Consider the following 11,973-nt stretch of genomic DNA (forward strand, 5'->3'; position numbering starts at 1 on the left):
AAGCGCGAAATTTAATGTATTAGGACAAATTACGTGACTAAACAGGAAGTTACAGAAAAACGACTTCTATCTCGATCTATGATTGTACTTCTGATTTTAGTAATCGGCAGTTTTGTTCTCCTGCAATTTTTACCTAGTTTTTTTCCGATTGAAGAGTCCGGCAAGGAAAGTCAGATTTTCAACCTGATCACCAGTCTGTTGCTTGGATTTGCAGCACTTTGCCTCATCTACGGGATTTGGGCCACCAGCCGCTTGCGGCAAGAACTGACGGCTCGGTCATCCGCACACTCGGAAGCACTGGCGCTTGCCCAGCATGACCCGCTGACAGGCCTGCCGAACCGCCGCCGGTTGCTGGAAGCCTTTCCCGACCTCACCAACGAGGTAAAGTCCGACGATTTCCGGGCAATCATGATGCTTGATCTGGATGGCTTCAAACCGATAAATGACGTCTACGGACACGAGTTTGGCGACAACCTCCTGCGCAGCTTCGCGGTTCGACTCACCGAAATCCTCGGCAAGGACGGTATCGTGGCCCGTCTTGGCGGAGATGAATTCGCGATCGTGTCACCGGTTTTCAAGGAAAAATCCGAAGCAACAGGTTTTGCCAGACGGCTGCTGACGCGCATCAACGAACGCTTCGAACTTGGCGAGCGACAGATATCGATCGGCACGGGTATCGGCATCGCTCTTTACCCTCACGATGGTTATGCGATCACTGAACTTCTACGCCGGGCCGATATCGCGCTTTATCGTGCCAAGTCCTCCGGGCGCTCCACCTACCGTTTCTTTGAAGTGGACATGGACGCCTCGATCCTGCACCGGACCCTTCTGGAACAACGCCTTCGCCGCGCGATCGACGACCATCAGGTCAACGCGCATTATCAGCCTATCCTGGACATGGATACCGGCAAGATTGCCGGATTTGAAGCTCTTGCACGCTGGACAGACAGCGACTTTGGCATGGTGCCGCCGACACAGTTCATTCCCATTGCGGAAGACTGCGGCATCATTTCCGAACTGACACGCCATCTCTTGAACGACGCCTGCCGAGCTGCCAAGGACTGGCCGGAGGAGCTTTATCTGTCTTTCAACCTGTCTCCGGTGCAATTGCAAGATCCCGCCTTGCCCAACCAGATCAGGTCCATTCTGGAGCAATGCGGATTTGACCCAAAGCGCCTCGTCCTGGAGATCACGGAAACCTCGCTGGTAAAGAACCCGGAATTTGCCAAACGCCTTCTGACCGAATTGAACGATGCCGGAATTTCGATTGCGCTGGACGATTTCGGTGCCGGACACTCCAGCATGAGCTACCTGCGCGATTTTCCTATCCAGAAAGTCAAGATCGACCGGTCCTTCACCGAACGCATGCTGGTCGACAAACAGTGCGGTGCGATCGTCGAAGCCATTCTGGTCCTGTCGAAGGGACTGGATATCGAAGCCGTCGCTGAAGGGATCGAAGAAAACGATGTCCATGAAGCGCTCAGCACGAATGGCTGCCATTACGGACAGGGGTTCCTTTATGCGGAAGCCGTTGCCGCAGAAGACGCTGCGGACCTTCTGAAACTACAGGAAGACGGCCAGTTGCCCTTTGGGCAAAAGATCGACGCTGCCTGACCCATTCCCTTCACCCGCCAGTGCTGTAATCATCCGCCGAGAAACAGCAGGATGATGACCGCATTGGCGAGGTCGACAAAGAAGGCCGAAACCAGCGGCAGGATCAGGAAAGCCTGTGTCGAGGGACCGTAGCGCTTGGTTACGGCAGTCATGTTCGCAATGGCCGTCGGGGTTGCCCCCAGGGCGAAACCTGCGAAACCCGACCCCAGCACGGCCGCATTGTAGTTGCGTCCCATCAGTGGAAAAAGGACAAGGATAATATAGAGCGCGGCAACGACGACCTGCGTTGCCAGGATCAGCATCATCGGCCCTGCCAGCCCGGCAATGGTCCAAAGTTGCAGGCTCATCAATGACATGGTCAGAAAGATACCGAGCGCAAGATCGGAAATGACGGCCAGGGACGAAGACCGGGCCGGCCATGTCATCTTCGGAAAAATCAGCGGAACCGTGTTGGACAATACGATGCCGCAAAAGAGGCACGCGACGAAGACCGGCAGGTCCAGGCCGATTGTGTTCACCAGGGCCTCCTGAAGAACGACGCCCAATGCAATCGCAATGTTAAGCACCAGAAGCGACCGCATCAGTCCCGTATGGGTGACCTTGGTATCAGCTTCTTCGGCGGTTTCAATTCCGATTATGGGGTCTTCATGAGGAAGGTTCGGATCCGGCTTGGCACCCTTTCGTTCGATCAGGTAATTGCCGACCGGCCCCCCCAGAAGACTGGCTGCGATCAGCCCGAGTGTTGCTGTTGCAGCGCCGATTTCGACTGCTCCGACCACACCATAGTCGCTGACGAGCCGTGGGCCCCAGGCAATCGCCGTACCATGGCCACCGACCAGGGAGACGGTGCCGCCCAGCAGTCCGAAACCGGTCGGCAGCCCCAGCGCAACCGCGATCCCTGTGCCGACAACATTTTGCAGCACCATGTAGCCGATGGTCAGGCAAAGGAGAATCAGGAGCGGACGTCCGCCCTTGGCGAGATCCGAGAAACGCGCGTTCAGCCCGATTGCAGTGAAAAAACAGAAAAGCAGGTAGTCGCGCGAAGACAGCGAGAACCCGATTTCAGTATCCCATGCGAGATAGACCACAAGCGCCACAACAGCCACCATCAGGCCTCCGGAGACCGGTTCGGGAATATTGTAGTGGCGCAGAAACGCTATTTTCTTGTTCAGCCGGACACCCAGAAAATACACCAGGATCGCCAGATTGAAGCTTACAAACTCGCTCAGCGAGAGTGTCTCTGCCGACATCGTTCCCCAGCTCCCTTATGCCTTTTCAAATCAGACGCTCCAATCGGCATAGAAACAAATGTGTCTCAAAACGCAAGCGGCTCTACCAGCCTCCACCACCGCCGCCGCCACCACCGCCGCCGGAGGAGCCACCTGAAGAGCCGGAACTGGAGGTATCGGGGGCTGGCAACGAAGACTGGAACGAACCTGCCATGGCGCTTGCAGTTGCGCCGACACTGTCGGAAATATGGCGGGCATCAAACGTGCGGCCGGAATACCAGCCCGGGTGATACCTGCTGGCCTCGGCCGCCCCTGCAGACGTTGCAAGCCAGCCTTCGAAGGCTTTTGCCCAGGGCCTTTCAACCCCGAGCGCAACTGCGTAGGGGAGCAGCTTTTCAAAATGTATGGTGCTCATATCCGGCGCTTCAGTCATATTGAGGCGATCTTTCTCCGCCACCGACAGATAAAGCTTCAACCCCTCGATTTCGTCGAGTTTCTGCCGGCCGAGAGCGGTCGGAGCACCGATCAAACCGAAGAACAGGACGTTCATTGCAATAAGCGCCGCCACGCTGAGCGGAAAGGCCGGCATTGAATCCAGCCCGCCGGTGGCAAGGTTTGCAAGGCTGGCAACGCCAAACATCAAAAGACCGAAGGCAATGAATGTCAGAACGATCCTTACCGGAAAGCTGACCAGGCGAAAGAAGATGAAGCCGAAACCGACCGACAGAAAGGTCGCAAAGACAGACAGGAACAGGAACATGATGACAAATTCCTGCTGAGCCTTGGACTGCGTCAGGAAAACCAACGCGACCATCACGGCAATCGTCACGATTGTCAGCAGGACAGCAGGGATCAGATAGGTCCAATTGCTCTTGAAAAAGACATTGCTGCTCTCGCCCAATATGGCACCGCAGAATTTGCTTCCCAGTGCCTGAATCGACTTGCCGTTATTCTCGTTGAGGATGAGTGGGCTATCGCGATCGTTTAGCCATTTTTCAAGTACCGCCTCCCCTTTCGGCAACTCGGAGCCTGGTGCGCGTCCATTTCTACCTTCGGGTTCCAGATGAAGTGTCACTTCCCCATCGTTATCTTCAAGACGCAATCGCTTTTTGACAGCCAGGCTCAGACAGGCTGCGGAAAGCGCAACCCATCCCCCATCGCCAAAGCCGCGATTGACAATATACCTTGACAGTGCCGGTGATATTTCTGCCGGCGGATTGAACCTTGGAAAGATGACACCTTTTGCCGGGTCACGACCAACTCTCATCCAGGCGTAGAGATAATAGATCAATACCAGCAGCGCGCCCGCCCCGCCGATCAGATCGTACTTGTAGTCACTGAGGAAATACTGGAACTGCTGAGCATCGGTAGGCTGCGCGATCGATCCTGCGGGCATATTGACGACAACAGTCAGACCCTCATGTGGCGCCAGGGCTTTGGTGGTCGTGAATATGACCTCCGAGCCATTTTCATCGCTACGGGTCCGGAAGTCCTGATCTGTGTCACCGAAACCGCCCGTAAAGCCGGTCCAGTCGCTTGCCTTTACATCAGCCGGCAACACCACCCGGGCAACAACTTCGTCAATCGGGAATGCCCATTCCACACCGGTTGCATTCCAGTAGATCTCATCGTGACTATCAAAAAAACGGATCTGCCGGTCGGTCTCGTAAACAAACGTGTACGTGTAGTTTCCCGGCTGAAGGAATACGCTTTCTTCGCCGACATAGATCCGGATACCGTCCGCACTGCGCCGCGTGAAATGCGGTGCAGGCTGTCCGTCCTGCAAAACGGACAGAAGCTTGAAACCAACCTGATAGGTCCTGCCGCTCGCTCCTTTGGCACTTAGCGGAATATCTCTGAAAATACCGCGCCGAATCTGCTTGGCTTCTGCCCGTACAGTGATTGTCTCCGTCACGGTCAGAGTACCGTCGCGCGCAGTATCGATATTGGAGACGAACTTCAGGATCCGTTCGTCCGCCTGAGCAGACCAGCTGATCACAACGAGAATGAATGCTGCAGCGGTGCAAGCCGCGCATCGAAAAATGCTCATAAGACCGGTCTCCGTTAGAACTGGACTTTCGGAACAGCCCGATCCGCGTCATCTTCGATTTCGAAATACTCAGCCTTTTCGAATTTGAACTGGCTGGCAATCAGGTTTGACGGAAAACTTTCGACCGCTACATTCAATCCACGAACAGCGCCGTTGTAGTAGCGACGGGCCATTTGAATGGCGTCTTCTATGTCATCGAGCGACTGATGAAGGTCGGCAAAGTTCTGACTGGCCTTCAGATCCGGATAGGCTTCCGCAACTGCAAAAAGACGGCCCAGCGCCTGGGACAGCTGGCTTTCAGCCTGCGCCCGACCCACGACATCGTTTTTCGGCAAAGCCCCGACCTCGGTGCGAAGCCGGGTAACGGTATCCAGGGTTTCCTGTTCGTGGGATGCATAACCCTTGACTGTCTCGATCAGGTTCGGGATCAGGTTCGCCCGCCGTTTGAGCTGAACGTCGATCCCGCTCCAGCCTTCCTCCACCATCTGCCGCTTTTTGACCAGAGCGTTGTAAAGAAGGATCACGACGACAGAAAGAACAATCAATAGTGTCAGGATGAACCAAGCAATCATAAAAATACCTCCGCAAATTCGTTGCGGAGGCTATCGCTTCAAATTCCGAATGTCATCCGGTTTACAGTATTGTTTTGTTTCATTTCTGTATCAATTCATTCAATCGATGTCGTCGCGGTTCCTGACCGGCGATTGTCTCAAATCCAGCTTCAGAAATGTCGCTCAAGCTGGTTTGGGAACACAAACCAAAAAGGTCACTCATTCGAGCGGCCTTTTCAGGAAACAGATCTGTCACCACCGAATTGATCTTATTGCGCTGCCTGATTGTGATAACCGACACCGCCCGCTTCCGTTTCCAGGAAAGCAGCACCACAGGCTTTGGCAAGTTCGCGCACGCGCAGAATGTAGCTTTGGCGTTCAGTCACGGAAATCACGCCGCGCGCGTCGAGCAAATTGAAGGCGTGGCTGGCCTTTATGCACTGGTCATAAGCCGGCAGAACGACCTTGTGCACATTTGCGCCTGCTTCGTCCCGGGCTTTTGCGCCGGCTTCAAGGAGTGCGCGGCATTCGCTTTCCGCGTCCTTGAAGTGGCGGAACAGAATCTCCGTGTCGGCGTACTCGAAATTGTGCCGGGAATATTCCTGTTCGGCCTGCAGGAAGACATCGCCATAGGTGATTTTGTCGTCGCCTTCCATGCCGTTGTAATTCAGGTCGTAAACGTTATCGACACCCTGGATATACATGGCCAGGCGCTCAAGACCGTAGGTGAGCTCGCCGGAAACCGGAGAGCACTCAAACCCTGCCACCTGCTGGAAATAGGTGAACTGGGACACTTCCATGCCATCGCACCAGCATTCCCAACCGAGCCCCCAGGCACCAAGCGTCGGGCTTTCCCAATCGTCTTCGACAAACCGGATGTCGTGAACCTTCGGATCCAGGCCAATCGCATAAAGCGAGTCCAGATAAAGTTGCTGCAGGTTTGATGGGGACGGCTTCAGGATGACCTGAAACTGATAATAGTGCTGCAGACGATTTGGATTTTCGCCATAGCGACCGTCTGTTGGACGGCGTGACGGCTGTACATAAGCTGCCTTCCAGGGACGCGGCCCAAGGGAGCGCAGCGTCGTCGCCGGGTGGAAAGTACCGGCGCCAACTTCCATGTCGTAGGGCTGAAGCACCACGCAACCCTGATCGGCCCAGAAGCGTTGCAGCGTCAGGATCAGGCCCTGGAATGAGTTTTCCGGACGCATATGCGCCGGCAGAGTTTCAGTCGACATGGATAAATTCCGAAATCAGGCAGTGTCGGCGGAATAGCCCGCCAGTCCGGTGGCGAGAGGTGCCACGGAGCCGCAGCAAGGTCAAGGGCAGAAGCTATGCTCATGCAGGAACACAGCGGGTGACATGGCTGTTGACGGAACCCTTGCGTTTTGACTAGGGTCTCAACCGGTCCCAGATACCTGCCGCTCGCAGACTTCAGGTCAAGGTGAAATTCTGGTCTCAGATATCTGCCGGTTATAGCGCACTTCTCTTCTCCGGTGGCAACGCGAGCCCCTCCTAATCTCAAAACCTGACTTATCGGAGAAAAGCATGTCGCAAGACACGGCTCGCCCAAACGCGTTCACACACGGGCCTCCCGGCCTGACACTATTAAAAACAGCCTTGCCGATCATCCTCGTCATGAGCATGAACGGTTTTTTGACTGTTGCAGATGCGATCTTTCTGGGAATCTATGTCGGCGCCGACGCGTTGAGTGCCGTCACGCTGATGTTTCCCGCCTATATGCTGCTGGCCGCCCTGGCAACTCTTGTTGCAAATGGCATGGCCAGCGTTCTGGCGCGGGCACTTGGTGGCAATCGCACAGACGATGCCCGTGCCGCCTTTGCCGGTGCACATGGACTGGCGCTCTGTTTCAGCGCAGCCATCATAACCCTGTTTTTGCTTTTCGGGCGCGACATCACGTATGCGGCCGCAGACGGATCGGCTCGCATTGCCGGCATGAGCTATACTTATCTGGCAATCACAATCTGGTCGTCACCGCTGCTTTTTGTGCTGTCCGTCAACGCCGACGCATTGCGCAGCGAAGGGCGCATCGGCCTGATGGCCGGTACCAGCGTTTTTGTGTCTCTGGCAAATATTGCTTTCAACTTCGTGCTGGTGGCCGTTTTGGACTTCGGAGTTGCAGGATCTGCCTATGGCACCGTTCTGGCTCAATTATGCGCCATGTCCTTCGTCGTGGTGTTCAGAAGTTTCGGGCAAACACTGTTGCGACCGACAACCCTGTTGGCGTTTCCACCAACCTCTTGCTGGCCATCCATACTGGCACTGGGCGCTCCGCAAAGCCTGAGCTTCATCGGAATTGCGCTAGGATCCTCCGTCACATTTGCAGCACTTCAGCTCTATAGCGGTTCGGACTATGCGAATACGGTAGCCGCCTTTGGTGTCATCACAAGGATCATGACTTTCTTCTTTCTGCCTCTGCTTGGACTAAGTCAGGCACTTCAGGCCATGATCGGAAACAATTTCGGTGCACGCCTGTGGGAACGGTCGGATGTCACGCTCAGGCTGGGATTGATTTCGGCACTGGTCTACTGCCTCGGCTCCCAGGTTGTGCTGTCGCTTCTTGCTCATCCGATCGGAATGATCTTCGTTGAAGACACCAGGGTGGCCGAAGAGATGGCGCGCATTCTGCCGGTCATGGTCGCGATGTATTTTGCGGCGGGACCATTGCTCGTCATCTCGACTTACTTTCAGGCGATTGGAGATGCGAAGCGCGCAGCTCTTCTAAGCCTGCTTAGACCATACTGTTTCTTCCTGCCGGCAGTTTTGCTGTTACCTGCAATGGTCGGCGAGTGGGGCATCTGGTTGGCCGGACCAGTCTCAGATGTCTTTCAGGTTGCTTTGGTATTGCTGGTTCTGATGTTGTCGGCGCGCAAGAGTTCTCTGCGTTGGGGGCTGTTCCGGGCCGCATCCGCCTAACAAACAAGACTGGCGGGCTGGACATGAATCCGGTCCGCCGTTCTGAGAGGAAACATTACGAGATTTGGTTGCCCGATCAGCTCTGCGGACGGTATTTGCCGGTCACCGGGTCGAGGACAAGCTTGGCACCACGGCCGTGAGGATCGGCTTTCGCCGCGGCCTTGGAGATCTGGTTTTCAACTTCAGCCATCTTGCGCTTGACGCGCTGTACGATCCAGTAGCCGCCAACAGCGAGCGCTGCAACACCAATCAGTTCTGTCATCTGAACTCCCCTTGTCTCTCCTCACATCCCAAATCTTTGCGCCTTTTTAAAGGCCGTAACGCATCCATAAAGCTCGGTCTTCAACCGCTGAAATCAGTTCATTGCCAAGGCCTTCCGTCAATCGGCGGTCGGACAATGCGACGCCGAGCCCAGCCCTGCGGCCGAACAGTCCGCGCGGGGTGGAAATCAGTTTCGGTTCGGCCTTTTTGCCATACCGTTCCTTGATAATGCCGCGCAGATCGCCAATTGCATCCACGAGCCCCAGCTGGATAGCCATGCGGCCCGTCCAGAACTTTCCGGTGAACAGATCCGGATCATCGGTCAGGACATCGCCACGCCTTGACTTGACCATGTCGATAAAGGTTTCGTGGATCTCGAGCTGAAGGCTTTTCAGATATTCGATATCTTCCGGCACTTCCGGCTGGAACGGGTCAAGCGTGACCTTCTTTTCCCCCGCCGTATAAACTCGGCGATCAATCCCGATTTTTTTGATCATATCGGTAAAGCCAAATCCTGCGGCAACGACACCGATCGAACCGACAATAGAGGACGGGTCGACGAAAATCTCATCGCCTGCCAGGGAAATCATGTAACCGCCGCTGGCCGCGACATCTTCCACAAAGACGAGAACGTCTTTCTCATTTTCCTTTGCCAGGTCTCGGATACGCTTGAAAATCAACCGTGACTGAACAGGTGAGCCACCAGGAGAGTTGACGATCAAGGCAACGGCAGGTGCCTTCTTGACCGAGAACGCCTTTTCCAACGGCAAGGCAGCCGATGCCAAAGACAAGCCGGACCGCATGGGTCCGCCCATGCCGATGGCGCCCTGAAGGCGCACGACCGGTATTACAGTCTTGTCACCGCGGAAACGTTTCGGAAGATAACGGCGCAAAGTGGAAAGCACGTTGAGTTAGCCCTGATATAATTCACAAACTCCATCCGATATATGTATCAAATGGCATCTTGCAAAGACCATGAGCTTGTTAATTCTACGCAATCGCTATACCGAGCTTCATTTGTCGGCTTTTACCGCCCAAAGGCACTGATGCGCGGTTTCGGTTTGGAGCCTGACCTGGATTTGGGCTTTTGTTTTGCCTTTGCCTCTTCCCTGGCCTGTTCTTCATCAAACTTCTGCAGGAGCGACTGTGGGGCCGTGTCCGGTTCCGGCTCAAAAGGCCAATTCAGTTGAACGCCGGCCTGACCATCCTTGCGCCAGACGATTTTGGAAGCAATCGGCAAATCAAGGCCCGGTATCGAGATGTCGATTTCCCTAGGCAACCGGTTCAGGTTGTCCCCTTCAAGGCGGCATCCCGACCTGCTGGCATCGACGATCCGGCATTTCATTGTAATCGGGTTGGCCCGGCCACAGACGACGGCATTTATCCAAACCGGACGGCGAACCTCACGACGTTTTTCCGTCGGTTCGCTACATTTGCCGGTTTCAAATGAAATCAGGGCTTCATTGTCACCATAGGCAACCACAGTGCCACGCACCAGTTTGTCAAACCCGGCAAGGCGCAAACCAACTTCTTCCTTGAGTTGGTCAACCTTATCGGACACGACCCAGCAGCTCTTGTCGGAAATGTCGTGCGCTATCGCCTCGAAGCACGACATATCCGCAAGATCGACGACAAGTGTCGTCAAGCTGTTATCAGCCTTCTGTGCCATGGCAAGACTGCTCAATTCATCCCCCCGCTTAAGTACACTTCAGGCTACAACCTAAAGACTAAAAGCCGAGTTAACACAAGGAGATCGGTGCGTCAGTTATCTGCAAGTTTCGCACGAATGCTCAGAAAGTCCCGCCAAGACAAACGTTTTTCGAGCGGACTGCGCAACAAATAGGCTGGGTGGTAGGTCGCAATGGCTGCGATCTCCCGGCCCTGAACGGGATATGTCATCCACCGTCCACGCATTTTCCGAATGCCGTCCTGAACACCCAAAAGCGTTTTTGCCGACGCCGCTCCCAGAAACACAAGCACGTCGGGATTGACCAATTCGATCTGCCTGGAAATGAAGGGTTTGCAGATTTCAGTTTCCTGAGGGGTCGGGGTTCTGTTGCCGGGCGGCCGCCAGGGCACGACATTGGCAATGTAAGCAGACGATCTGTCGAGGCCGATCGCCTCAAGCATACGATCCAGGAGTTGGCCGGAGCGTCCGACAAACGGTTTTCCCTGAAGATCCTCGTCCCTGCCCGGCGCCTCGCCTACAAACATCAGTTTTGCGGCTGGATTGCCATCTGAAAAGACGAGTTTTTTGGCAGTCAATTTAAGATTGCAGCCATCAAAGGTGTCCAGACAGGCCCGCAATTCGTCGAGCGATTTTGCCGATGACGCCAGATCCCGCGCGGATGCGACAATTTCCCCGTCCGGAACAACAGCGGCTGGCCCGGTATTTATTGGCATCATCGCAGGCTGTGGTGTCTGATTGCCAACCCTAGCCGGCGGCCTGTCCCGTGCCGGACCGGCACTGGAAGCTGCCCTTACTGAGTTCTGCGCATGCTGTTGAGTGGGTGACGCCTGTGCCTGCCGCCTTTGCGCCGCCTGCCGAACCGTCAACTCGTACCAGTCGACGGGCTCGTCACCCAAAAAACAATCGACGCCAGAATCCAAATAGAAATCCAGTAAAGCTTCGATCTGTCGGGTGTCTTGAGGGGATTGTTGCAAAGATGTTGCCTCCGAAGGCGGAGTTTAACCAGATGTCGGTCAAGCACAAGAAGCAGAGCAAGACACGAGCGCGATCCCAGGAGTTTTCCAGAGTCTGTTCACAAAAGAAACTCGCACCCAAAACAAAAGTTACGTTTACGTAAACGTAATTCTTTTCGCTTGACGCTTTGGCCTTGCTTTGGTCTATCTGGACCCAATAAGACGAATTGCTGCCCGGATTTCGCATTCGAAGGTGAAAAATGTCGTGTTTTGCGCTGCCAAATAGGGCAAAGAAGGCGATACGGGTATAGCCCCATTGGGCAGAGGGAGATGAATATGAGCGAACAAGACGCGCTTGGTGAACGCGAAAGCATGGATGTGGATGTCGTGATTGTCGGCGCTGGTCCCGCGGGTCTGGCAGCTGCAATACGTCTGAAACAGATCGCAAGCGAAAAAGGCGAAGACCTAAGCGTTGTGGTTCTGGAAAAGGGATCCGAGGTCGGAGCCCATATTCTCTCTGGTGCGGTAATCGATCCGATTGCCCTCGACCAGCTGATTCCGGAATGGCGTGAGGAAGATACGCCGATCAAGACCGAGGTAACCGAGGATCATTTTCTGGTTCTCGGCCCGGCAGGCTCAATTCGTCTTCCGAACATGTTCATGCCGAAGCTCATGAACAATCACGGCA

11 protein-coding genes are annotated in these 11,973 nt (G+C 54.9%); 3 read left to right on the plus strand and 8 right to left on the minus strand.

Features of this window, described 5'->3' with window-relative positions:
* Nucleotides 1–33 precede the first annotated feature (33 nt).
* Nucleotides 34–1,614: an EAL domain-containing protein gene (locus K5905_RS14675; RefSeq protein WP_297585225.1), complete on the plus strand. Its 1,581-nt coding sequence runs from the start codon at nt 34–36 to the stop codon at nt 1,612–1,614.
* Nucleotides 1,615–1,643: 29 nt separating this feature from the next.
* Here K5905_RS14675 and gltS read toward each other — a convergent pair whose 3' ends face one another.
* The 4 genes from gltS to K5905_RS14695 form a co-directional block, all read right to left on the minus strand.
* Complete coding sequence (gltS, locus tag K5905_RS14680; RefSeq protein WP_297585226.1) at nt 1,644–2,864, minus strand: sodium/glutamate symporter; 1,221 nt, start codon at nt 2,862–2,864, stop codon at nt 1,644–1,646.
* An 82-nt stretch (nt 2,865–2,946) separates the two neighbouring features.
* Nucleotides 2,947–4,893 carry a DUF2207 domain-containing protein gene (locus K5905_RS14685; RefSeq protein ID WP_297585227.1) on the minus strand — a complete coding sequence of 649 codons (1,947 nt, stop codon included), beginning with the start codon at nt 4,891–4,893 and terminating at the stop codon, nt 2,947–2,949.
* Between the two features lie 14 nt (nt 4,894–4,907).
* Nucleotides 4,908–5,465, minus strand: a complete 558-nt coding sequence (locus K5905_RS14690) for a LemA family protein (protein ID WP_297585228.1) — start codon at nt 5,463–5,465, stop codon at nt 4,908–4,910.
* Nucleotides 5,466–5,713: 248 nt separating this feature from the next.
* Entirely contained in the window at nt 5,714–6,682 is a 969-nt protein-coding gene (locus K5905_RS14695) for a glycine--tRNA ligase subunit alpha (protein ID WP_297585230.1), read from the minus strand.
* A 310-nt stretch (nt 6,683–6,992) separates the two neighbouring features.
* On the opposite strand from K5905_RS14695, the gene K5905_RS14700 reads away from it, so the two are divergent.
* Nucleotides 6,993–8,381, plus strand: coding sequence for an MATE family efflux transporter (locus tag K5905_RS14700; protein ID WP_297585231.1), 1,389 nt, complete (start codon nt 6,993–6,995; stop codon nt 8,379–8,381).
* 76 nt (nt 8,382–8,457) lie between these two features.
* Here K5905_RS14700 and K5905_RS14705 read toward each other — a convergent pair whose 3' ends face one another.
* The 4 genes from K5905_RS14705 to K5905_RS14720 all read right to left on the minus strand — a co-directional run bounded on the left by K5905_RS14705 (nt 8,458) and on the right by K5905_RS14720 (nt 11,252).
* A complete protein-coding gene (locus K5905_RS14705; RefSeq protein ID WP_297585233.1) occupies nt 8,458–8,643 on the minus strand; it encodes a hypothetical protein in 186 nt (61 codons plus the stop codon).
* Nucleotides 8,644–8,689: 46 nt separating this feature from the next.
* Nucleotides 8,690–9,547: a S49 family peptidase gene (locus K5905_RS14710; RefSeq protein WP_297585236.1), complete on the minus strand. Its 858-nt coding sequence runs from the start codon at nt 9,545–9,547 to the stop codon at nt 8,690–8,692.
* Between the two features lie 122 nt (nt 9,548–9,669).
* A complete protein-coding gene (locus K5905_RS14715) occupies nt 9,670–10,311 on the minus strand; it encodes a PilZ domain-containing protein (RefSeq protein WP_297585238.1) in 642 nt (213 codons plus the stop codon).
* A 92-nt stretch (nt 10,312–10,403) separates the two neighbouring features.
* On the minus strand, nt 10,404–11,252 hold the full coding sequence (locus K5905_RS14720; protein ID WP_367186967.1) for a uracil-DNA glycosylase family protein: 849 nt from the start codon (nt 11,250–11,252) through the stop codon (nt 10,404–10,406).
* A gap of 369 nt (nt 11,253–11,621) precedes the next feature.
* On the opposite strand from K5905_RS14720, the gene K5905_RS14725 reads away from it, so the two are divergent.
* Nucleotides 11,622–11,973: NAD(P)/FAD-dependent oxidoreductase (locus K5905_RS14725; RefSeq protein WP_297585242.1), on the plus strand; the 352-nt coding region annotated here is incomplete at its 3' end.

Source organism: Roseibium sp., from assembly GCF_025698965.1.
In the GTDB taxonomy this organism is placed as follows: domain Bacteria; phylum Pseudomonadota; class Alphaproteobacteria; order Rhizobiales; family Stappiaceae; genus Roseibium.

Bases quoted from the DNA above. Each gene is read 5' to 3' on its own strand.
- gltS (WP_297585226.1), bottom strand. From the start codon at position 2,864: ATGTCGGCAGAGACACTCTCGCTGAGCGAGTTTGTAAGCTTCAATCTG.
- K5905_RS14685 (WP_297585227.1), bottom strand. From the start codon at position 4,893: ATGAGCATTTTTCGATGCGCGGCTTGCACCGCTGCAGCATTCATTCTC.
- K5905_RS14690 (WP_297585228.1), bottom strand. From the start codon at position 5,465: ATGATTGCTTGGTTCATCCTGACACTATTGATTGTTCTTTCTGTCGTC.
- K5905_RS14695 (WP_297585230.1), bottom strand. From the start codon at position 6,682: ATGTCGACTGAAACTCTGCCGGCGCATATGCGTCCGGAAAACTCATTC.
- K5905_RS14700 (WP_297585231.1), top strand. From the start codon at position 6,993: ATGTCGCAAGACACGGCTCGCCCAAACGCGTTCACACACGGGCCTCCC.
- K5905_RS14705 (WP_297585233.1), bottom strand. From the start codon at position 8,643: ATGACAGAACTGATTGGTGTTGCAGCGCTCGCTGTTGGCGGCTACTGG.
- K5905_RS14715 (WP_297585238.1), bottom strand. From the start codon at position 10,311: ATGGCACAGAAGGCTGATAACAGCTTGACGACACTTGTCGTCGATCTT.